The sequence below is a fragment of the Achromobacter sp. genome, assembly GCF_050285565.1.
Classification (GTDB): Bacteria; Pseudomonadota; Gammaproteobacteria; order Burkholderiales; family Burkholderiaceae_B; genus Achromobacter.
Genome location: NZ_JBLZXG010000005.1, coordinates 218,022 through 239,131 on the forward strand (window position 1 = coordinate 218,022; position 21,110 = coordinate 239,131).

Annotated in this window: 20 protein-coding genes and 1 pseudogene; 12 read left to right on the forward strand and 9 right to left on the reverse strand. The window is 68.9% G+C overall.

Annotated elements, in window-relative coordinates; all coding sequences use genetic code 11:
* Positions 1-5: 5 nt before the first annotated feature.
* A complete protein-coding gene (locus ACN6O8_RS12295) occupies positions 6-1,466 on the reverse strand; it encodes an aldehyde dehydrogenase family protein (protein WP_427991323.1) in 1,461 nt (486 codons plus the stop codon).
* A gap of 118 nt (positions 1,467-1,584) precedes the next feature.
* Positions 1,585-3,117, reverse strand: coding sequence for a hypothetical protein (locus ACN6O8_RS12300; RefSeq protein WP_427991324.1), 1,533 nt, complete (start codon positions 3,115-3,117; stop codon positions 1,585-1,587).
* 227 nt (positions 3,118-3,344) lie between these two features.
* On the opposite strand from ACN6O8_RS12300, the gene ACN6O8_RS12305 reads away from it, so the two are divergent.
* Positions 3,345-4,079: a sulfite exporter TauE/SafE family protein gene (locus tag ACN6O8_RS12305; RefSeq protein WP_427991325.1), complete on the forward strand. Its 735-nt coding sequence runs from the start codon at positions 3,345-3,347 to the stop codon at positions 4,077-4,079.
* Between the two features lie 59 nt (positions 4,080-4,138).
* Entirely contained in the window at positions 4,139-4,855 is a 717-nt protein-coding gene (locus tag ACN6O8_RS12310) for a GntR family transcriptional regulator (RefSeq protein WP_427991552.1), read from the forward strand.
* Between the two features lie 24 nt (positions 4,856-4,879).
* On the opposite strand, the gene ACN6O8_RS12315 is transcribed toward ACN6O8_RS12310, so the two are convergent.
* From ACN6O8_RS12315 to ACN6O8_RS12330, 4 genes are all read right to left on the reverse strand, one after another.
* A complete protein-coding gene (locus tag ACN6O8_RS12315) occupies positions 4,880-5,221 on the reverse strand; it encodes a 2Fe-2S iron-sulfur cluster-binding protein (RefSeq protein ID WP_427991326.1) in 342 nt (113 codons plus the stop codon).
* Positions 5,222-5,228: 7 nt separating this feature from the next.
* Positions 5,229-5,567, reverse strand: a complete 339-nt coding sequence (locus tag ACN6O8_RS12320; protein WP_427991327.1) for a ferredoxin — start codon at positions 5,565-5,567, stop codon at positions 5,229-5,231.
* A 61-nt stretch (positions 5,568-5,628) separates the two neighbouring features.
* A complete protein-coding gene (locus tag ACN6O8_RS12325; protein ID WP_427991328.1) occupies positions 5,629-5,967 on the reverse strand; it encodes a 2Fe-2S iron-sulfur cluster-binding protein in 339 nt (112 codons plus the stop codon).
* A 72-nt stretch (positions 5,968-6,039) separates the two neighbouring features.
* Entirely contained in the window at positions 6,040-6,771 is a 732-nt protein-coding gene (locus ACN6O8_RS12330; RefSeq protein ID WP_427991329.1) for a TenA family transcriptional regulator, read from the reverse strand.
* Positions 6,772-6,992: 221 nt separating this feature from the next.
* Here ACN6O8_RS12330 and ACN6O8_RS12335 point away from each other — a divergent pair, with 221 nt between their 5' ends.
* Complete coding sequence (locus ACN6O8_RS12335) at positions 6,993-7,193, forward strand: hypothetical protein (RefSeq protein ID WP_427991330.1); 201 nt, start codon at positions 6,993-6,995, stop codon at positions 7,191-7,193.
* A gap of 25 nt (positions 7,194-7,218) precedes the next feature.
* Here ACN6O8_RS12335 and ACN6O8_RS12340 read toward each other — a convergent pair whose 3' ends face one another.
* Positions 7,219-7,653 carry a DUF2809 domain-containing protein gene (locus ACN6O8_RS12340; protein WP_427991331.1) on the reverse strand — a complete coding sequence of 145 codons (435 nt, stop codon included), beginning with the start codon at positions 7,651-7,653 and terminating at the stop codon, positions 7,219-7,221.
* A gap of 143 nt (positions 7,654-7,796) precedes the next feature.
* Here ACN6O8_RS12340 and ACN6O8_RS12345 point away from each other — a divergent pair, with 143 nt between their 5' ends.
* The 6 genes from ACN6O8_RS12345 to ACN6O8_RS12370 all read left to right on the forward strand — a co-directional run bounded on the left by ACN6O8_RS12345 (position 7,797) and on the right by ACN6O8_RS12370 (position 16,571).
* A complete protein-coding gene (locus ACN6O8_RS12345; protein WP_427991332.1) occupies positions 7,797-9,032 on the forward strand; it encodes a molybdopterin-dependent oxidoreductase in 1,236 nt (411 codons plus the stop codon).
* Positions 9,033-9,042: 10 nt separating this feature from the next.
* Positions 9,043-9,369, forward strand: a complete 327-nt coding sequence (locus tag ACN6O8_RS12350; RefSeq protein WP_427991333.1) for a sulfite:cytochrome C oxidoreductase subunit B — start codon at positions 9,043-9,045, stop codon at positions 9,367-9,369.
* Between the two features lie 140 nt (positions 9,370-9,509).
* Positions 9,510-11,210, forward strand: coding sequence for an MFS transporter (locus ACN6O8_RS12355; protein ID WP_427991334.1), 1,701 nt, complete (start codon positions 9,510-9,512; stop codon positions 11,208-11,210).
* A gap of 16 nt (positions 11,211-11,226) precedes the next feature.
* Entirely contained in the window at positions 11,227-13,287 is a 2,061-nt protein-coding gene (locus ACN6O8_RS12360; protein ID WP_427991335.1) for a site-specific recombinase, read from the forward strand.
* Between the two features lie 110 nt (positions 13,288-13,397).
* Positions 13,398-14,807 carry an MFS transporter gene (locus ACN6O8_RS12365; RefSeq protein ID WP_427991336.1) on the forward strand — a complete coding sequence of 470 codons (1,410 nt, stop codon included), beginning with the start codon at positions 13,398-13,400 and terminating at the stop codon, positions 14,805-14,807.
* A 144-nt stretch (positions 14,808-14,951) separates the two neighbouring features.
* The gene (locus ACN6O8_RS12370; RefSeq protein ID WP_427991337.1) at positions 14,952-16,571 is read left to right on the forward strand and encodes a methyl-accepting chemotaxis protein; all 1,620 of its coding nucleotides are present in this window, start codon (positions 14,952-14,954) and stop codon (positions 16,569-16,571) included.
* A 43-nt stretch (positions 16,572-16,614) separates the two neighbouring features.
* Here the strand turns inward: ACN6O8_RS12370 and ACN6O8_RS12375 are convergent, their stop codons facing one another.
* Positions 16,615-17,241: a HutD/Ves family protein gene (locus ACN6O8_RS12375; protein ID WP_427991338.1), complete on the reverse strand. Its 627-nt coding sequence runs from the start codon at positions 17,239-17,241 to the stop codon at positions 16,615-16,617.
* Positions 17,238-17,402 (reverse strand): annotated as a pseudogene (locus ACN6O8_RS12380) (UTRA domain-containing protein); the annotation flags it as partial. The gene ACN6O8_RS12375 and the pseudogene ACN6O8_RS12380, both read right to left, overlap by 4 nt.
* Before the next feature lie 176 nt (positions 17,403-17,578).
* Here ACN6O8_RS12380 and ACN6O8_RS12385 point away from each other — a divergent pair.
* The 3 genes from ACN6O8_RS12385 to ACN6O8_RS12395 all read left to right on the forward strand — a co-directional run bounded on the left by ACN6O8_RS12385 (position 17,579) and on the right by ACN6O8_RS12395 (position 21,093).
* Positions 17,579-17,869: a metal-sensing transcriptional repressor gene (locus ACN6O8_RS12385; protein WP_427991339.1), complete on the forward strand. Its 291-nt coding sequence runs from the start codon at positions 17,579-17,581 to the stop codon at positions 17,867-17,869.
* A 25-nt stretch (positions 17,870-17,894) separates the two neighbouring features.
* Positions 17,895-19,004: an S-(hydroxymethyl)glutathione dehydrogenase/class III alcohol dehydrogenase gene (locus ACN6O8_RS12390; protein WP_427991340.1), complete on the forward strand. Its 1,110-nt coding sequence runs from the start codon at positions 17,895-17,897 to the stop codon at positions 19,002-19,004.
* A gap of 169 nt (positions 19,005-19,173) precedes the next feature.
* Entirely contained in the window at positions 19,174-21,093 is a 1,920-nt protein-coding gene (locus ACN6O8_RS12395; RefSeq protein ID WP_427991341.1) for a bifunctional metallophosphatase/5'-nucleotidase, read from the forward strand.
* The last annotated feature ends 17 nt before the right edge of the window (positions 21,094-21,110 follow it).

The window sequence follows — 21,110 nt, forward strand, 5'->3', positions numbered from 1 at the left end:
GGCCGTCAGCCGGCGCGGTAGACGGTCTTGATCTGGGTGTAGAACTCCAGCCCGACGCGGCCCGATTCGCGGAAGGTCGAGGTGCTGGAGCTTTTCAAGCCGCCGAACGGCGCATTGATGAGATTGCCGGTGGTGGTGCGGTTGATCTTGACGGTGCCGGCCTGGATGTCGCGGGCGAAACGGTGGGCGTAGCGCGCGTCGGTGGTGGCAATGGCGGCGGACAGACCGTATTCGGTGTCGTTGGCGCAAGCGATGGCCTCGTCGTAGCCGTCCACCGCGATCAGCGCCAGCACCGGGCCGAAGATCTCTTCACGCGCGATCCGCATCGATTGCGTCACGTCGGTGAACAGGGCCGGCGTGACGTAGTAACCGCGTTCGAACCCCGGGCCATCCAGGCGCTCGCCGCCGATCAGGTGGGTCGCTTCCTGCTTGCCCACGGCGATGTAGCTGAGCACGGTGTCGAGTTGCTTGCGCGTGGCCAGCGGCCCCAGATCGAAGTTGCCGTCCAGGCCGTTGCCGATGGTCAGCTTGCGCATGCGCGCCAGCAGCTTGTCGGTGAAGGCCGGCAACACCTTGCGGTCGACCAGCAGGCGGCTGGTGCCGGTGCAGGCCTGGCCGCTGAGCGAAAAGCCGCCCTTGACCGCCAGGTCCACGGCGCGCTCCAGATCGGCGTCAGCCAGCACGATCAGCGGATTCTTGCCGCCCAGCTCCATCTGCGTGCGCGTGGTCAGACCGGCGCCGCGATGGATCTGCTCGCCGGCGGCGGTCGAACCGGTGAAGGAGATGGCGCGCACCTGCGGCGCGGTGGTGATGACCTGCCCCACTTTCGAGGCCGGACCCGTCACGAAATTCAGCACGCCGGGCGGCAAGCCGGCCTGGGCGAAGGCCTCGGTCAGGCGGTAGCCGGTCAACGGCGCGTCGGAGGAAGGCTTGAACACCACGGTGTTGCCGGTGATGAGCGCCGGCGCGATCTTGCGCGCCGGGATCGAGATGGGAAAGTTCCACGGCGAGATCACCGTGACCACGCCCAGCGGCTCGCGCTGGCTGTAGACCACCATGTCGGGATCGTCATTGACGAAGGTCTCGCCGGTGAACGACTGGCCTTCCACCGCGTAGAAGCGGATGGTCTGCGCCGAGCGCAGGACTTCGTCGCGCGCCAGCGCCAGGCCCTTGCCTTCCTCGCGGGTCAGTTCGCGCGCCACCTCGTCGGCGTGGTCCTCCAGGTACTGCGCGGCGCGGAACAGGATGGCAGCGCGCTTGGAGATCGGCGTGTCGCGCCAGGCGGCGAAGGCATGCGCGGCGGCCGCGACCGCGCGGGCGGCGTCGGCCGCGTCCGATTGCTGAAAGCGCCCCACCACGTCGGCGGTGTCTGCCGGGTTCAGGTTGGGCGCCGTGGCGCCCGAGGCGCAAGCCACCCATTCGCCGCCAATGTAGTTGAGAAAAACCTGTTGCGAGAGATCGTCCACGGAAGTCGTTCCTCTGCCGGGCTGGCCGGAATGCCCGGAAATCGGCCGTCTTAGGTAATTTCTGAACATTGTATACTTTAAACTGTTTGGCGCGATGCGCGTAAACCCCAGTGCCCACTCAGCGCCAGATCAGCACGGCGCAGATGGTGGAGACGAACAGCGCCAGCACCACCGGCAGCAGCAACGCCCGCACCAGCGACAGCACGTGCACCCGCGCGAACCCGGCCACCGCGATCAGAGAGGACCAGGCGATCAACGTGCCGCCCCCGGTCCAGACCGCGCCCATCTGGCCCACCGCCGCCAGCGTCGCCGGGTCCACCCCCACCACCGGCCCCAGCGCGCCCGACAGCGTGCCGGTCAAGGGCAGGCCGGCAAAGCCCGAGCCGTCGATGCCGGTGATCATCCCGACCAGCAGCACACCGAACGCCACCAGGAAGTGGTTCTCCGGGATCAGGTGCTGGCCCGCCGAGATCACCTCGAACAGCAGGCCCGGGGCCTGGGTCTGCGGCACCCCCAGGATCTGCGCGGCCGTCTCGTTGGCGCCGATGAAGAAAAAGCCGGCAATCGGCAGCACCGAGCCCATCGCCTTGAAGGCGAACACGAAGCCGTCGGTGACGTGCTCGGGGCACACGTCCAGCATCTTGCGCGGCCCTTCCGCGGCCAGCGTCACCAGCATCATCACCACGAACGCCACGCCGCCCACCAGCGCCGCCGCGTCGCCGCCGCGCAGGGCCGGCAACGCCGGGAACAGGCGCGGCAACACCATCACCGCGATCACGCCCAGGAACGCCAGCGGCGTCACCACCGCGAACACGCGCGACCAGCGCACCCGGCGCCGTTCCTCGCCGTCCAGCCCGGGGCCGCGCGGCAGCGCCGGGTTGGCGCCCATGGTGCCGCGCGCCAGCTCGGCCTTGTCGAACGAACCGGAATGCTCGATTTCGGCCAGGCTGCCGTCCTGCGCCCGCGCCTGCCAGGCCGACAGCAATGCCGGATCGGCCGGCACGATGTGCTTGCGGATCAGCAGGTAGGCGGCGGTCAGCGCCACCGCGCCGGTGATCAGCGACAGCACCAGCGCCCGGTCCGCCACCACCGCGGCGCTGACGGCGGCGCCAGCGGCCTTGGCGCTGATGCCGGGCGCCACACCGATCACGTAGTCCGACGACAGCGCCATGCCCTGGCCGGCGATGGCAATCGCCATGGCGCCCGCCAGCGGCGGCAGCCCGGCCGCGATGGCCGCGGGCAGCAGGATCGCCGACACCAGCGGCACCGCCGGCGTCGGCCAGAAGAACAGCGAGATCACGTAGGTACAGAGGGCGATGATGAGAAACGACGAATGCCCGCCGCGCATCACCCGCCGGAACGGCTGCACCATCCGCACGTCCGCCTGCAGCGTCTTGAGCGCGTTGAGCAGCGCGGTCATGAAGGTGATGACCAGGAAGATGTTGAAAAGCTCTTTGGCGGCCACGAAGCTGGCCGAGAAAATGCCGATCAGCGCGCTGATCGGGTTGCCGGTGATGGCCAGCACCACCAGGAAGGTGCCAATCACCGACGGCACCACCACGTTGGCCCGCAGGATCATCGTCAGGATGATCGCGGCGACGCTGATCAGGTACATCCAGTGAGCGGCGTTGAGCACGACGTCCGATTGCATGCGCTATTCCCCTTGTCGACGTGGCTGTTATGTCGCCACTTCGGTATACTATATTTCGTTTAGCGTCATACCAACCAAAATATGCGGCGCCTAGGGAAAGCGATAATTCTGAAATTCCCATGAATATTCGAGGAAAATCAGTGCATTAACTTGGGGCGTGTGCCCAGGATTGGTGCAGCGCCGACACCTGAGTAGACTATCGTATACAAAATAGAGGGGCCGGCGCGATGACCTCCCTTCCCGATCTCTGGCATTACGCCGCCATGGCCGCGGTGGTGTTCGCCGCAGCCCTGGCACAGGGCGTGGGCGGTATCGGCTTTGCCATGTTCGCCGCCCCGGTGGCAGCGCTGTGCTTTCCGCAGCTCGCCCCCGGCCCGCTGCTGACGCTGGGCGGCTTCATCTCGCTGCTGACGGCCCTGCGCGAACGCGCCGCCATCGACTGGCGCGCGGTCGCCTACGCCCTGAGCGGGCGCGCCGCCGGCACCCTGATCGCCATTTACGCCATGGCGCGCTTCGCGCCGCAGACCCTGGGCCTGCTGTTCGCGGCCATGATCCTGGCCGCGGTCGCGCTCAGCGTGGCCGGGCTGCGCTTCGTCGCCACGCCGGGGCGGGTGTCCGGCGCGGGCGTGGCTTCCGGCATCATGGGCACCATGACCTCGGTCGGGGCGCCGCCCATCGCCCTGGTGCTGCAACACAGCGAACCGCCGCGGCTGCGCGCCACGCTGGGCATGGTGCTGTTTCTGGGTTCGATCTTTTCGCTGGCCATGCTGGCCTGGGCGCGGCGCTACACCGGCTACCACGCCGGCCTGGCGCTCAGCCTGGCGCCGTTCCTGCTGGCCGGCTTCGCCGTTTCCGGGCGCCTGCGCCACCGGCTGGCGCCGCGCGCGGTACGCGCCGTGCTGCTCGGCGCCTGCGCCGTGGGCGCGCTGGGCGTGATCGCCAAGGCCCTGTGGGGCGGGTAGCGCCACGTCCGCCCGGTAATACAATGAAGACTGTATCCATTCCACCAGACCTGCTCGCCATGACCACCACGCCCGTCAGCTCGCAAGCCGTAGACACGCCGCAATCTGCCCCGCTGAAGATCGGCGAGCAGCATCCGCAGTTGTTCGCGGTCATCCGCGACAAGCTGCGCGAGCGCATCCTCAGCGGCGAATTCACGCCCGGCGACCGCCTGGTGGAAGGGCGGCTGTCCGAGGAAATGGGTGTGTCGCGCATCCCGGTGCGCGAGGCGCTGCGGGCGCTGGCGGCCGAAGGCCTGGTCACGATCGAGCCGCGCCGCGGCGCCTCGGTGTCGGTGCTGTCGGACGCGGTGGCCTACGACATGGTGGAAGTGCGCGCCACGCTCGAAGGCCTGAACGCCAAGCTGGCGGCGCAACGCCGCGACGACAAGACCGTCGAGCGCCTGCAGGCGTTCCTGCGCGAAGGCACCGAGGCCGCGCGCAGCGAGCAGTTGGACAAGTTCCTGGCCCTGAATTCGCAGTTCCACGAGATGCTGGCCACCATCGGCGGCAACGTGGTGCTGACCGACCTGATGCGTTCGCTACGCGATCGCACCGCGCTGCTGTTCGCGCCCAGCAACATGCACCGCGCCAAGCAGAACTGGGACGAGCACTCGCAGATCCTGAATGCCGTCATCGCCGGCAACGGCGACCTGGCCGCGCTGCTGGCCAGCCAGCACGTGCACAACGCCGCCAAGGCCTACACCGAAACGCGCCAGGCGCATTCGCCAGCCGCCTGAGCGCGCGGCCGGCGGGCCACGCCATCAGGGGGCCGCCGGCGCCGGCTGGCTGGCCTCGTCCACCACCACGCCCTTGCCGTCGCGCGCCACCCACGACACCGCCACATCCCCCAGCACGAAGGTCTGACAGGCCATGCGGTAGCCGGCCTCGAAGTCCTCGGGGCGCAGGTGCTTGCGCTCCTTGGGCTTGATGGCGTCGGTGTTCTCCCGCCCCTGTTCGATGCGGCATTTGCAGGTGCCGCACAGGCCGCCGCCGCACTTGAACGGAATGCCGCCCTGCTCCTTGAGCGACACCCGCAGCAGGTTGCTGTTCTCGGGCGCGCTGGCGACTTTGCCGCCATTCGATAGAAACGTGATCTTGACCATAGACTGCTCAATGCTCCGCGACGGGGCCGGAACGCCGCGTCAAGGTGGTTTGCATGCTGCCGAAACGGCTCAGGTGCGCCAGCTCGCGGCGGGCGGCATCGAGGCAGGCAAACGATTCCAGGAACTTGGACGGCACGCGGTTGACGATGTAGGGCGGGGTTTCCTCGGTGACCACCAGCCGCGCCGGCCCCACCAGCCGGGCGATGCTGAACACGGCCCGCGTCTTGCCGTCGCAGGCGTAGTCGTAGGTCTCGACGATCTCGGCCGGCGCGTCCACCTCGGTGCGATATACGCCGGGCTTGGACGTCAGGATCACGAACACAGCGTCATTCGCAGCGCGGGTCATGCGCGGTTCCTTTGCATTGGATCGGGTTCGAAGGGCCAGAGTCTGATGCCACCGGCAAGCGCTAGCGCTGCTCGACGGCGGCGGCCGGCTCGCGCGCGGCCATCGCGTCGGCGTCCTGCGCCAGCTCGATATCGTGGCCCAGCCACAGCTGGCAGGCCAACCGGTAGCCGGCCTCGACGCGCTCGCCCAGTTGCTTCTTTTCCTTCCAGTTGACCGGCGGCAGGTGCTCCGCCCCGGCCAGCACGCGGCAGGCGCACTTGGCGCACTTGCCCATGCCGCACTCGTAACGCAAATGCGGGAACGGGAACTGCCGGATGCCGGCGCGGACCACCAGGTTGGCGTTGTCCGGCACCTCGCCGGTGTAGGTCTGGCCGCCTTTGTGCAGTACGACGGTAGGCATGGATCGGTATCCGGTGAGGCGCCGCGGCCGCCGCCGGCGCGGACGGCGCGCGGCGGCCGCGAGCGACAGGTGTCAGGCCGCCAGGCCCAGCTCGGGCAGCGTGATTTCCTGCTGCACGTAGTCGGTGTAAAGCGCGGTGGTATACAGCAACCGCATCTGCGCGCCGATCTCGCAGATCTTCAGGCAGCGCTGCTGCAGCTCGACCGTGTTGGCGTGTTCCAGCACGATCTGGTAGCCGCGTTCGCCATGGATCTCATCGGACACGATGTGCAGGTCGAAGAACTCGACTTCTTCGTCGGTAAAGCCGTACTTCTCGCGCAGGGTGGGCGTCTGCTTGCGGTAGATCGACGGCACCTGCGACTCCAGGCCCACGACCAGGCCGGCCACGGCCACGATCGGGTCTTCGCGCATCGCCACGGCATAGCACCAGCTTTGCAGGGCGCGGGTGGTGGGCGACATATTATCGGGATTGGTAACCCGTTCGCGGGTGGTGCCGCAGGCTTCGGCGAAGCGGATCAGCAGGTCGGTATGGCGGTCGCCGCCGATTTCCTCTTCGTACATGTTGGCCAGCAGGAAGTCCTTGGCCTCGGTGTAGGTGTCGGGGGTGCGGGCGTACAGATAGCCCAGGTAGTCGGCGAACGGGCCGACGTAGTGGTAGTGGTTCTCGGCCCAGCGCGCCAGATGCTCCCGGCTGAGCTTGCCGTCGGCCCAGGCAATGGAAAAGGGCGAGGCGTTGGCGCTCTTGCCCTTGATCGCGTTTTCCAACGCGGTGCGGAATTCATCTCGGTTCATCAGTTCTGCCATGACGCGCTCCAGGTCTGTGGGGGAGGGGCCGGCCGAAAACCTCGACCGATGCAGAACATTGTATACCGTCTACCGTTTTGTTCGACTAGGGTATTCCCGTTGGCGGACAGGCAAAGCGGGGGGTTCTCCTGATATCAATGACTTGGCTTGCCCGGGCTGGATTGGAACCTAGGGTTTACCCTGGTACAATGAATACACTTTCACTGCCACCCGGAAACATCATGAAGACCCGCCATCCTCTCGGGGACGCCCCGATCGGCCAGCAACTGCTGGCGCATTACGCCCGCCGCGATGCGGTGCGCCACGCCACGCCCTTGTTGCCCTCGTCGTGGGCCGAATGCCTGGCCCCCTTCCGCAGTGCGCGGTTGCGCCCGCAGGCCGCGCAGGGCGGCGACGGCGCCCCCGTCGGCCAGCCCGGCTGAGCCCGCCCGGGACCGGATCACGGGTTCAGGGCCTGACGGCCCCCGCGGCCGGACGCCCCTCGCCCCCCACGCCCGGCCGCGCCGGCTCCCGCGCGCGGCGCAGGCCGGCCAGCAGCAGCACCAGCAGAAATCCCAGCGTGTAGGCCAGCATGTCCCACCAGTCGGGCACGCTGCCCAGGATGACGCGCAGCACCGGCTGCTCCAGGCGCCAGCCATAGTGGCGCGCCAGGTATTGGCCTAGCTCGACCGCGTAGCCGGTCAGCAGCGCCGCAAGTGCCAGCGGCAGCACGCCGGCGCGAATAACGCTGCGGTACACCAGGTAGGCCCAGCCCACCGCCACCACATCGCCCACGAAACCGCGCAACAGCGGATAGGGCTTGCCCAGGGTGGCGATCAGCGCCTCCACCGCGGTCACGGCCAGCAGCGCGGCGAAAGCCGTCCGGTTGAAAGTCAGTCTCATCGCGAGGCCCTGCGCGCTTGGCGCGGAAAACACGGTTATTGGAACGGCCGATGCAACTGTTAACGCATTTGTCAGGCGGGCAAGCGTAGCCTGATTCGACCGCGCCGCAGGCGAGGGTACTAGAAAACAAAGAGGAGACAAGCATGAGCACATTCGATCCGGATGGGCGCCGACGCTTCCTGCGCCAGGCCTGTACGCTGGGCGCGACCGGCACGCTGGCCGGCCACGCCCTCACCAGCCTGGCGGCCCCGGCCACCGTCACCCTGCCTTTCGCCAACGGCGAGCGCGACCTGATCGCCTATCCGCAGAAACGCCCGCTGATTCGCCAGACCTCGCGCCCGCCACAGCTGGAAACCCCGTTCGCGGTCTTCAACGAAGACCTGATCACGCCCAACGACGCCTTCTTTGTGCGCTACCACCTGGGCAACATCCCCACCGCCATCGACCCGGCCGCCTACCGGCTGCGCGTGGGCGGACGGGTGGCCACGCCGCTGGAACTGTCGCTGGCCGACCTGAAGCAGCAATTCGGCGCGCCGGTCGAGCTGGTGGCGGTGGCCCAGTGTTCCGGCAACAGCCGTGGTTTCTTCGAACCGCGCGTGGGCGGCGGCCAGTTGGCCAACGGCGCCATGGGCAACGCCCGCTGGCTCGGCATCCCGCTCAAGCGCGTGCTGGAAAAGGCAGGGATCCAGGCCGGCGCGCGCCAGGTGACGTTCGAGGGGCTGGACCGGCCGGTGCTGCAAGGCACGCCCGAGTTCGTCAAGGCGCTGGACGCGGACCACGCGCTCGATGGCGAGGTGATGCTGGCCTACGCCATGAACGGCGCCGACCTGCCCATGCTCAATGGCTATCCGGTGCGCCTGGTGGTGCCGGGCTACTACGGCACCTACTGGGTCAAGCACCTGGCCGACATCAGGGTGCTGGATCACGAATTCGACGGCTTCTGGATGCAGAAGGCCTACCGCATCCCCGACAACGACTGCGCCTGTACGCCGGCGGGCAAGGCGCCGGACAAGACCCGCCCCATCGGCCGCTACAACGTGCGCAGCTTCATCACCAGCCTGGCCGATGGCGCCCGCGTCGCCAAGGGCCAGCGCATACAGGTACGCGGCATCGCCTTCGACGGCGGCCACGGCATCCGCGAAGTGCAGTTCTCGGCCGACGGCGGCAAGCGCTGGCGCGCCGCCACGCTGGGCCGCGACCTGGGCCGCTATTCCTTCCGCGAATGGCACGCCGATTTCACCCCGGCGCAGGCCGGCGCCTACGCGCTCAAGGCACGCGCCACCAACCTGGCCGGCGATACCCAGCCACTGGAGCCGCTGTGGAATCCGGCTGGCTACATGCGCAACGTGGTCGAAACCGTGCGCGTCGACGCCGCCTGAGGAGAGCGCCATGATCCGATTCGCCCGCCTCGCCCTGGCGCTGGCCGCCGCCGGCGCCGCCGTGCCCGCGCTGGCGCTGGACATCCAGTTGCCCCAGGAAACCGCCACCCTGCACCCCGGCACCGGCCCCGGCGCCCAGGGCGCCACGCTGTGCCTGATGTGCCACTCGGTCGACTACCTTTCGTCGCAGCCGCCGATGCCGCCGGGCTTCTGGGAGGCCGAAGTCAAGAAGATGGTGGGCACCTACGGCGCGCCGATCCCGGCCGACCAGGTGCCCCTGATCGTCGAGTACCTGAACCAGGCCTACCCGCCGCCGGCGCCACGCGCCAAGCCCTGATCCGCGCCGCGCGCCCCCGCCGGGCGCGCGGCGTCGCAATCCCTCACACTCGCGCCGCGCCTCGTCTTAACCGTGACGCCCCAATAGGCGTACCATTGGACGGCCCCCGCCCGCCGTTTCCGGGTGATACAGAGGCCTCCATGCTCCAGCCCGTCTCGGCCAACAACGATCTGCCCCCCGCGCCGCCGGGCGCGGCCGCTGCGCCCAAACCCGTCCTGCGGGTCAGCACACTCTCCCCCTTTTCCTTCCCGGCGTTCCGCATCATCTGGATCGCCAACCTGTTCGCCAACCTTGGCACCTGGGCGCAATCGGTCGCCGCCGCCTGGGTCATCACCACCGAGCAGAGCAGTCCGCTGCTGGTCGCCATGATCCAGGTGGCCGCGGCCTTCCCGCTGGTGGCGCTGTCGATCCTGACCGGCGTGCTGGCGGACAACTACGACCGCCGCAAGGTCATGCTGGTGGGCATGCTGCTGGAGCTGGCTGGCGGCGTCTTCATCACGATCCTGGCCTTCCTCGGCCTGCTGCACCCCGTCACCCTGATCATCTCGGTCTTCTGCATCGCCATCGGCAGCGCCATCGTCACGCCTGCCTGGCAGGCGGCCGTGGGCGAACAGGTGCCGCGCGAGCACATCGGCAGCGCGGTGCTGCTCAACAGCGTCAACTACAACGTGGCGCGCGCGGTCGGGCCCGCCATCGGCGGCCTGCTGCTGGGCGCCGCCGGCGCGCCCACCGTGTTCCTGCTGAACTGCGTCTGCTATGGCAGCCTGATCTGGGCCATCTGGCGCTGGCGCCGCGACGTGCCGGGGCGGCGGCTGCCGCCGGAACGGCTGTTCGAGGGCGTGGTGGCCGCCTTGCGCTATACCCAGCATTCCACCGTGACGCGGGTGGTGATGCTGCGCGCCTTCGCTTTTGGCCTGTCAGCCAGCGCGCTGTGGGCGCTGTTGCCGCTGCTGGCCTATGCCCACGAACAGGGCGACGCGCTGCTGTACGGCTACATGCTGGGCGCGCTGGGCTTGGGCGCCATCCTCGGCAGCGCCGTGGTGCGGCGCTTGCAGGCAGCCTGGGGCGCCAGCGGCCTGGTGAGCGCCGCGGCCGGCCTGTTCGCCGCCTGCCTGCTGGCGCTGGGGCTGACCGACACGCTGTGGCTGGCGTTTCCGGCGCTGCTGCTGTCCGGCGCCTGCTGGATCGGTGTGCTGGCCACCTACAACACCGCGGTGCAGATGCTGGTGCCCGACTGGGTCAAGGCGCGTTCGCTGGCGCTCTACCAGACCGCGATCTTCGGCGGCCTGGCGGCCGGCTCGTTCATGTGGGGCCACTTCGCCGGCACCATGGGCGTGTCCGGCGCGCTGTCGGCCGCTGGCGTGATGCTGGCCATCACCGTCGCGCTGCTGTACCGCTCGCGCCTGCCCGAGCAGGTCGACACGCAATCGCTGACACGCGCCGGCACCACCGAGCCGGCGCTGTCGGCGGCGGGTTTCGACACCCAGCACGGCGCGGTGCTGGTGGCGGTGGAATACCTGATCCCCAGGGAAAAGCTGTCCGCCCTGATCGAGGCGGCGCGGCCGCTGCGCCTGCTGCGGCTGCGCAACGGCGCGCAGCAATGGCAACTGTTCCGCGACCTGGAACGCGCAGGCGTGTGGCGCGAGGTGTTCCTGGTGGAAAGCTGGATGCAGTACCTGCGCATGATCGACCGCATGACCCTGGCCGACAAGATGGTGCTGGACGGCTTGCTGGCGCTGCATGACGGCGACACGCCGCCAGTGGTGTCGCGCAATGTCAGCTACCTGGCCATGAACGAGGCGCAGGGTTTCTCGTTGCGCCGCGAACCCGAATCGCTCTGATCCAAAAGGCCCGGCCATGTTGACTTCCCTCTGGCGTAAATGGCGTGCGTCGCGGCACGGCGGGCCGCAACTGGATACGATCCTGGCCGCCGCCGATCCGGCGGCGCCGCTGGCGCAACGCAACCTGTGGATGGTGGATCTGTGCCGCTGGATCGACCGCCCCGGGCGCGATCCGGCCGAAGCCGGCCGCCACCCGCAGCACGCGCGGCTGCGTTACGCGCTGCAGGTGCTGGAAAACAACCCGGCGCTGGCCGCGCCCGTGGCCGCCACGCTGCGTTCGCTGGTGGCCGACAACGATCCCACCTCGCTGCTGTGCGATACCGGCGTGGCCTCGCACCCCGGCTTCTGGGGTGAATTCTGGGAACGGGCCCAGGCGCGGCTGCTGCCGCCGCCACCCAACCGCGGCGACATGTTCGGGCTGTTCTCGCTGATCTTTCGCCAAGCGCAAGACGCCGCCTGGATCGAGGCGTTGGACGACGACACCCGCGCCCGCATGCGGCGCCTGCTGCGCCACGGCGACGGCGTCGAACGCGCCGATCCGGGCGCCCCCGAGGCGCCGCCCCGCCACCTGGTCGATGCCCTGACCAGCAGCATCCAGGTGCTGGCCAGCCAGGTGCGCGCCACCGGCCTGAGCCAGGACATCCGCGCGCGCCTGCCGGGCCGGGTGCGCGAAAGCCCGTTCTTCGGGCTGGCGGCGGCGGCGGCCGAACTGTGCGACAGCCCGCCCGATACGCCGCGCGAGGTGTTCGCGCGCCGCCTCAACGTGTTCCGCGCGCTGCTCGACAGTTGCCGCGCCGCCTCGCGGCACGTCTATGCCGAGCTGGAACAGAACGGCGTCTCGGTCGAAGTGGTGTTCCAGATCGAGCGCATGAAGCTGCGGCTGACCCGCATCGAACTGCTGCTGGGCGTCTGGGTCGACCCTACCCAGCGCCATAAGTACGTGCATCTGATCGCCGAGCTGATCCGTTCGACCCAGGCGCGCAGCAGCATCCGCCACCTGGCCGCCTCGTCGTTCGCGCAACTGGCGCGGCGCGTGATGGAGCGCACCGCCGAAACCGGCGAACACTACATCGCGCGCGACCCGGCCGAATACCTGTCGATGCTCAAGGCCTCGGCCGGTGGCGGACTGGTGATGGTGCTGACCGTCTACCTGAAGTTCTTCATCGTCTCGCTGCACCTGGACAAGTTCATCGAAGGATTGCTGGCCTCGCTGAACTACGCCGGCGGCTTCCTGGCGATCCACTTCGCGCACTTCACCCTGGCCACCAAGCAGCCGGCGATGACCGGTCCGGCCCTGGCGCACCGGCTGGACGAGGCCAACACCCCCGCAGGCCGCGAAGCCTTCCTGGACGACACGCTATCCATGATCCGCTCGAACGCGGCGGCCATCCTGGGCAACCTGGCGGTGGTGTTTCCGCTGGCCTGGGCGGCGCAATGGGTGGCGCAGCACGGGCTGCAACGGCCCTTGATCGATGCGCAGAAGGCGCAGGCGACGCTGGATTCATTTTCCGCCTGGGGATCGACGCCGATCTACGCCGCCGCCACCGGCGTGCTGCTGTGGCTGTCGAGCCTGATCGCCGGCTGGGCCGACAACTGGTTCGCGCTGCACCGCGTGCATGACGTGATGGCCTACGACCGGCGCATCCGCCACCTGTTCGGCGCGCGCGGCGCGGCACGCTGGGCCGGCTTCTGGCAACGCAATATCTCCGGCATCGCCGGCAACGTATCACTGGGCCTGATGCTAGGCCTGGGACCAGCCATCGTCAGCTTCTTCGGCCCGCATGTGGAGGTCCGCCACGTCACCCTGAGCGCCGGCCAGATCGGCTCGGCCATCGGCGCGCTGGGCTGGGAAGTGGTGCATACGCACGCGTTCTGGCTGGCCGTGGCCGGCACCGCGTTGACCGGCGTCCTCAACGTGGGCGTGAGCTTCGCGCTGGCCTTCAACGTAGCCCTGCGTTCGCGCAACCTGCGCCGCGGCGACCGCAAGGCGCTGGCGCTGGGTGTGCGGCGCCGCATCTGGCAGCGGCCGGCCACGCTGTTCTGGCCGGTCAAGCCGCGCGCGACGCTCAAGACGTGAAGGCCGGCACATGGCCGCCGCGCGCCGCCGCCTGACGAAGCGTTGAATCGCCATGTCGCACTAGAATCAACGCTCCCTCCTTACGTGCCCCGGCGCGGCGCCGCCCTCCCATGTTCTCGTTCTCACGCAACACCATCCATCCCGCGGGCCAGGGCCTGCCGGCGTCCGAACGCCTGGGCGCGCTGCTGGCGGTGATGCTGGCCGTCTGCATGGCCAGCCTCGACACCGCCATCGCCAACACCGCGCTGCCCACCATCGCGCGCGACCTGCGGGCCAGCGACGCCGGCTCCATCTGGGTCATCAGCGGCTACCAGTTGGCGATGGTCGCCGGCCTGCTGCCGGCCGCGGCGCTCGGCGAGATCCTGGGACACCGCCGCGTCTACATGGTCGGCATCGTGGTCTTCACGCTGTCGTCACTGGCCTGCGGGCTGGCGCCGTCACTGCCGGTATTGGTCGCCGCCCGCATCCTGCAAGGCCTGGGCGCGGCCGGGGTCATGAGCGTGAACGCGGCCTTGCTGCGCTTCATCTATCCCGCCCCGGTGCTGGGACGCGGCATGGGCCTGAACGCCATGGTGGTGGGCCTGTCGTTCGCCGCCGGGCCGACGGCGGCATCCACCATCCTGTTGCTGGGTTCGTGGCACTGGCTGTTCCTGATCAACGTGCCGATCGGCCTGCTGGCCGTGGGGCTGGGCCTGCGCGGCCTGCCGCGGACCACGCGCGCGCCGCACGGCTTCGACGGCCTGGCGGCGGCCCTGTGCGCGCTGACGCTGGGATTGTTCGTGCTGGGCTCGAACGAACTGGCGCACAGCGCGCCGTGGCAGCGCGTCACGCTGGAATGGGGCCTGGCGGCGGCCAGCCTGCGGCTGCTGATGCGGCGCCAGGCCGGCCACCCGGCGCCGATCCTGGCGGTGGACCTGCTGCGCCGGCCGCTGTTCGCGCTGTCGGCGGCCACCGCGGTCTGCGCCTTCGCGGCGCAGGCGCTGGCGTTCGTATCGCTGCCGTTCCTGTTCCAGACGGTGCTGGGCTACACGCAGGTGCACACCGGCTTTCTCATCACGCCCTGGCCGGTGGTGGTGGCGTTCATGGCGCCCATCGCCGGCCGCATGTCGGATCGCTATCCGGCCGGCATGCTGGGCGGCGTGGGGCTGGCGCTGCTGGCCCTGGGCATGGCTTCGCTGGCCCTGCTGCCGGCGGCGCCCACGGCTTGGGACATCTCGTGGCGCATGGCGCTGTGCGGCGCCGGCTTCGGCTTTTTCCAGTCGCCCAACCTGCGCGCCATCATGACCTCGGCGCCGCCCTCGCGCGCCGGCGGCGCCAGCGGCATGATCGGCACCGTGCGCCTGCTGGGCCAGGCCAGCGGCGCGGCCCTGGTGGCGGCCTGCTTCAACGTATCGACCACGCACGGGGCCGTGATGGCGCTGTGGCTGGGCGGATTGTGCGCCGCGCTGGCGAGCCTGGCCAGCTTCGCGCGGCTGCGTTTTGGCGCGGTGGAACCGGCCGAACTGCCCGCCACACGCTGAAATCCGGGGTTTATTGCGTTTTATGGCGTTATATATCGGTATGCGCCAGACATATACGTAAGATGTGCAACACACGCTAAATATCGGTGGAAATCGGGCCGTTGTCCGGAATGTAGCAATCCGCTGCACCCTAGAACGACGCGTATGACACAGTTCCTGAAAGACATCACCATCCGCCGCATGATCCTGTGCACGCTGCTCATGATCAGTGTCCTGGTCGCCGGCCAATCGGCCATCAGCGTAAGAGGATTGAACAACGCCGACGAAGCGCTCGCCGCAAGCTATGAACTCCTGAACGAAGTCTCCTCGCTTTCCCGCACCAACGACCAGATCATGCGCGCCCGCTTGCGCCTGGCACGCCAGCTGGACTATGCGCGCGACGGCCTGGCCGGCCCGGCGGCCGAGGAAAACCGCGGCATCGACGCGGCCCTGCAGGAAGCCCGCGAGCACCAGGCCGCGTTCATGGCCTCGGCGCGCGATGACACCCCCGCCGCAATCCTCGAACCGCTGCAACGCAACTTCGAGGCGCTGGCCGACGGCATCGCCACCCAACGCAAGTTCATGGCCGCCGACGACATCGAAAAGGCGCGCGCCCAGGCCGCCGGCCCGATCATCAGTGTCAGCCGCGCCTATGGCGAGAGCATCGAGAAGTACGAAGCCTATGCGCGCGAACGCCAGGAGGCCCTGAGCCGGCAAGCGGCCGCCGACCAGCATCAGGCCTTCCTCGGCATCGGCACCGTGCTGGGCGTGACCCTGTTGCTGCTGTTCCTGGGCGACCGCTACGTGGTGGGATTCGTGCGGCGGCCGCTGGAAGACATCAAGCGGCATTTCCAGCACATCGCCGCCGGCGACCTGACCGCGCCCATCGCGCCCTACGGCGGTAACTGTGTCGGCCAGCTCGTCCCCTACCTGCAGGAGATGCAGGCCAGCCTGGTGCGCACCGTGCACGCGGTGCGCGAGGGCGTGGCCGAGATCAACACCGGTTCCAGCGAGATCGCCGCCGGCAACCAGGATCTGTCCAGCCGCACCGAACAGCAGGCCGCCTCGCTCGAAGAAACCGCGGCCAGCATGGAGCAACTGCTGTCCACCGTCACCAGCAACGCCGACAACGCGCGCCAGGCCAACGCCATGGCCGCCGAGGCGTCGGCAGTGGCGCGCCGTGGCGGCGCGGCGGTGCAGAGCGCGGTCGCCACCATGCGCGAAATCGCGCAGGACTCGGGACGCATCGAGGACATCGTCGGCGTGATCGACGGCATCGCCTTCCAGACCAACATCCTGGCACTGAACGCGGCGGTCGAGGCCGCGCGCGCCGGCGAACAGGGCAAGGGCTTCGCGGTGGTGGCGGGCGAAGTGCGCTCGCTGGCGCAACGCAGCGCCAGCGCCGCCAAGGAGATCAAGCAGTTGTTGGGCGCCTCGGGCGCGACGGTGCAGGCCGGCGCGGTCCAGGTGGAAACGGCCGGCCGCACCATGGAGGAAATCCAGGCGGCGATCGAACGGCTCACCATGCTGGTCGGCGACATCGCCGCGGCCTCGCGCGAACAGGTCACCGGCATCGACCAGGTCAATACCGCGGTGACGCAGATGGATCAGGTCACGCAGCAGAACGCGGCGCTGGTCGAACAGGCGGCGGCCGCGGCGTCGTCGCTGGAATCGCAGGCGCAGCGCCTGCAGCAGTCGGTCAGCATTTTCCGGTTGCCGTCCGGCCAGCACGAGCCGAACCGCCCGGCGCTGGCCGCCGGCGGGCGGCTGGCGCTGTCGGCCTGAGCCGGGGCGGCCCGGCTCGTGCTGGCCGTTCCGGGCCGGCCGTTCAGCCGCGGCGGCGTTGCAGTTCGATCAGGCAGGCATCCAGCGGCGAGGCCGATGCCAGGCGATACTCGGCGAGATCGTCCCGGCCGTCCTCGCGCGCCGTGGCCGGCTGTTCGATGTGCAGGCAGTCGTAGCGCGCCGCTTCAGGCAGCGCGCGGCCATCGCGCCGGACAGTGAGCGCCGGCCCCGCATTCAACAGCAGCACCGTGCTGGCGGCGCTGTGGAACGTCCATTCCCGCGCGCCGCCGATCCATTGCAGTCGGGCGCGGTAATGACGCGGCGAGTAGATCAGATTGAAGTCGCGGATGGCGCCATCGAGCAGGCGGCAGTCGACCCGCGCGTCGCCCGCGAAGGCATAGGCCTGGCGCGGCCGCAGCGGCGCCTGGGCCTGGCCGTCGACGGTCAGCGCGATGCCGGCGCCTTCGAGCACCGTGATAATGCGCTGCAGGCCGCTGAACAGCGAGAAGCCGCCGTCCTGCGTCACGTCGGCAATCGACAGGCGCCAGTCGAACGCGGCACTGCTGCCGCCTGCGTTGCAGGCCACTTCCTGGGTGGTGCCGGCGCCATTGCGCCAGGGCATGCGCGGGTAATCCTGTGCCCGGTACAGGCGCACATCGAACGGGTTCATGTGGTGAATTTTCCTTCAAGGCGATGGCGCGACCCGGGATGGATCAGGCGCGCCAGGGTCACGGCGCGCTCGCCCGACCAGGTGCGCCGCCGAATCAGCAGGCACGGCTCGCCCCGATCGATCTGCAGCCACTGGCATTCGCGCGGCTTGGCGGTGATGGCATGGCGCTGGGCAGGGCCCGCAAATGGGGCGGGGCAAGCCAAGGGGTATCCTGTGTCGTGCCGTGGGACGAAGATCGATTATAGAGGGGCCCCTGACAGGTACCGACAGGCGGCCCTCGCTGGACGCAATGAAGCCGTCCGCGTATACTCCCCCCCTGTATCTATCGGAGCCCGCCGTGCCCCATTCCCCCGCAGAGAAAAAGCGCGTCACCACGCGCCTGCGCCGCATCCAGGGCCAGGCACTGGCGCTCGAACGCGCCGTCAACGAAGGCACGGAATGCGGCGCGCTGCTACAGCAACTGGCGGCCCTGCGCGGCGCGGCCACCGGCCTGATGGCCGAAGTGCTGGAAAGCCATCTGCGCGAGACCTTCCTGCAATCCGCCCAGGGCGCGCGCCCCGGCGCCGCGATCGAACCCGAAGCCGAGATCGACCAGATCATGCGCATCGTCCGCGCTTACCTCAAATAACCCATCCGACCTTCTGGAGCCCCTTATGAAATCACGCGCCGCCGTCGCATTCGGCCCTGGCAAGCCGCTGGAAATCGTTGAAATCGACGTCGCCCCGCCGCAACGCGGCGAAGTGCTGGTACGGATCACCCACACCGGCGTCTGTCATACCGACGCCTTCACCCTGAGCGGCGACGACCCCGAAGGCCTGTTCCCCGCCGTGCTGGGCCACGAAGGCGCCGGCGTGGTGGTCGAAGTCGGCGAGGGCGTGACCTCGCTCAAGCCCGGCGACCACGTCATCCCGCTCTACACGGCCGAGTGCCGCGAGTGCAAGTTCTGCCTGTCGGGCAAGACCAATCTGTGCCAGAAGGTGCGCGCCACCCAGGGCAAGGGCGTGATGCCCGACGGCACCTCGCGTTTCAGCTACGAGGGCAAGCCGCTCTACCACTACATGGGCTGCTCCACCTTCAGCGAATACACCGTGGTCAACGAGATCTCGCTGGCCAAGATCAACCCGGCCGCGCCGCACGAGAAGGTCTGCCTGCTGGGCTGCGGTGTCACCACCGGCCTGGGCGCGGTGCACAACACCGCCAAGGTCAAGGAGGGCGACACCGTGGCCGTGTTCGGCCTGGGCGGCATCGGCCTGGCGGTGATCCAGGGCGCGGTGCAGGCCAAGGCCGGCCGCATCATCGCGGTCGACACCAACCCCAACAAGTTCGTGCTGGCCAGCGCCATGGGCGCCACCGACTGCATCAACCCCAAGGACCACGACAAGCCGATCCAGGACGTGATCGTCGAACTGACCGACGGCGGCGTCGACTTCTCGTTCGAGTGCATCGGCAACGTGCACGTGATGCGCGCCGCGCTGGAATGCTGCCACAAGGGCTGGGGCGAGAGCATCATCATCGGCGTGGCCGGCGCCGGCCAGGAAATCAGCACGCGTCCGTTCCAACTGGTCACCGGGCGCGTCTGGCGCGGCTCGGCCTTCGGCGGCGTCAAGGGCCGCACCCAGTTGCCCGGCATGGTCGAGGACGCCATGAGCGGCAAGATCGACCTGGATCCGTTCGTGACCCACACGCTGCCGCTGGACCGCATCAACGAGGCCTTCGACCTGATGCATGATGGCAAGTCGATCCGCACCGTGATCCACTACTGACACCAAAGTAGACGCCTGGCGGGCCCGGCGCGCAAGCGTCGGGCCCGCGCCTTTTTTTGCGTGACAGCTTCGCGACAACGGCGCTCGGAAGATGACAAGCCTGTCATTCATCTTCCCGTCATCTCGGCCCGCGACCATGCGCCCTCCGACGACAGAGGGAAGCGCGCGAATGATTACGTGGAAGCGGACGGCCGGCGTGGCCGCATTGAGCCTGGTGGCGCTGCTGGCCGGTTGCGGCGGCGACGACGATACGCCGGCCAGCCCGGCGCCGGCACCGGCGCCGGCCGCCAGCCGGCCGCTGGAACTGACGATCCTGCATATCAACGATCATCATTCCAATCTGGACAGCAGAAAAAAAGACCTGAAGCTGCTCAACGCCGCGGGCGCGCGCGTCACGGTCAATGCCGACGTCGGCGGCTTCCCGCGCGTGACCGCCGCCTTCCAGGCGCTGGCCGCGCAAGCGCCCAACGTGCTCAAGCTGCACGCCGGCGACGCCACCACCGGCACGCTCTACTTCAACCGCGCCGGCGAGGCGGGCGCGGCCGACGCAGCCCTGATGAACACGGTCTGCTTCGACGCCATGACGCTGGGCAACCACGAGTTCGACAAGGGCGACAGCGGCCTGAAGCGCTTCATCGAACTGCTGCACGCCGGCCCCTGCCAGACGCCTGTGCTCAGCGCCAACGTCACCTTCGGCGCCAACTCGGCGCTGAATCCGTCGCGCGCGCCCGGCATGGTCAAGCCATCCATCGTGCTGCAGCGCGACGGCCAGCCCATCGGCCTGGTCGGCCTGACCATCGCCAACAAGACGCAACAGTCGTCCAGCCCCGACCCCGGCACGCTGTTCTCCAACGAAACCGCCGCCGCGCAGCGGCAGATCGACGCGCTGCGCGCCCAGGGCGTGAACAAGATCGTGGTAATGAGCCACATCGGCTACGACTACGACAAGCAGATCATCCCCAACCTGAGCGGCGTGGACGTGGTGGTGGGCGGCGACTCGCATACTCTGCTGGGCCCGGCCGCGCTGTCGACCTATGGCGTCGGCTCGCCCGCCGGCGCCTATCCCACCGAACTGCGCAACAAGGACGGCAAGCGCGTCTGCCTAGTGCAGGCCTGGGAATACTCGCAGGTTGTCGGCGAACTGAAGGTCAGCTTTGACGCGAACGGCGATGTGACCGCCTGCGCCGGCACGCCCCATGTGCTGATAGGCGACAACTTCAAGATCGGCGGCCTGGCGCCCGCCGCCGCCGACCAGGCCGCCATCCTGGCCGACGTGGCCGCCAGCGGCTTGCTGCGCGTGCAGGCCCCGGACCCGCAGGCGACGGCCGTGCTGCAGCCGTTCAAGACCAAGGTCGACGCGTTCAGCGCCAGCCTGGTGGCGACGGTGCCGCAGGAACTGTGCTCGCGGCGCGTGCCCGGCGGCCCCGGCTCGCGCGACTACTCCCGCTCCAGCGTCGCCTGCAACACGCTCGGCAACGTCAGCCTGCACGGCGGCGACATCCAGCAACTGGTGGCCCAGGCCTACCTGGAAGTGGCCAATGCCAACTATGGCGGCGCCGACATCTCGCTGCAAAGCGGCGGCGGCGTGCGCGTGCCGCTGCTGGGCAACGTGACGGCGGCCAACGTGATCGAGGTCGTGCCGTTCGGCAACATGCTGTGGCGCCTCGATATCACCGGCGCCGAGGTCAAGAGCATGTTGGAAGACGGCATGCAGGCGGTCTATGGCCCGGGCGGCTCCACCGGCCCCTATCCATACGCGGGCGGGCTGCGCTGGGACGTGAATGCGGCGCTGGCCCAAGGCAGCCGGGTATCGAACATCGAGGTGCTGGATGGCGCCAGCGGCAACTGGCTGCCGCTGGACCTGAACCGCACCTACAAGCTGTTCGTCCTGAGCTTCAACGCCACCGGCGGCGACGGCTACAAGACGCTGGCCAACGTGCCGGCGGCGCGGCGCCAGGATATCGGCGTGCTGGATGCCGACGTGCTGCAGGCCTACATCGACAAGCAGGCCAAGGATCCCGGATCCGGCCTGCCGGTACTGAACCTGCTGCCGATCAGCCTCTACAGCACCAAGACGTATAGCGAGTAACCACGCTACCCCAGGCA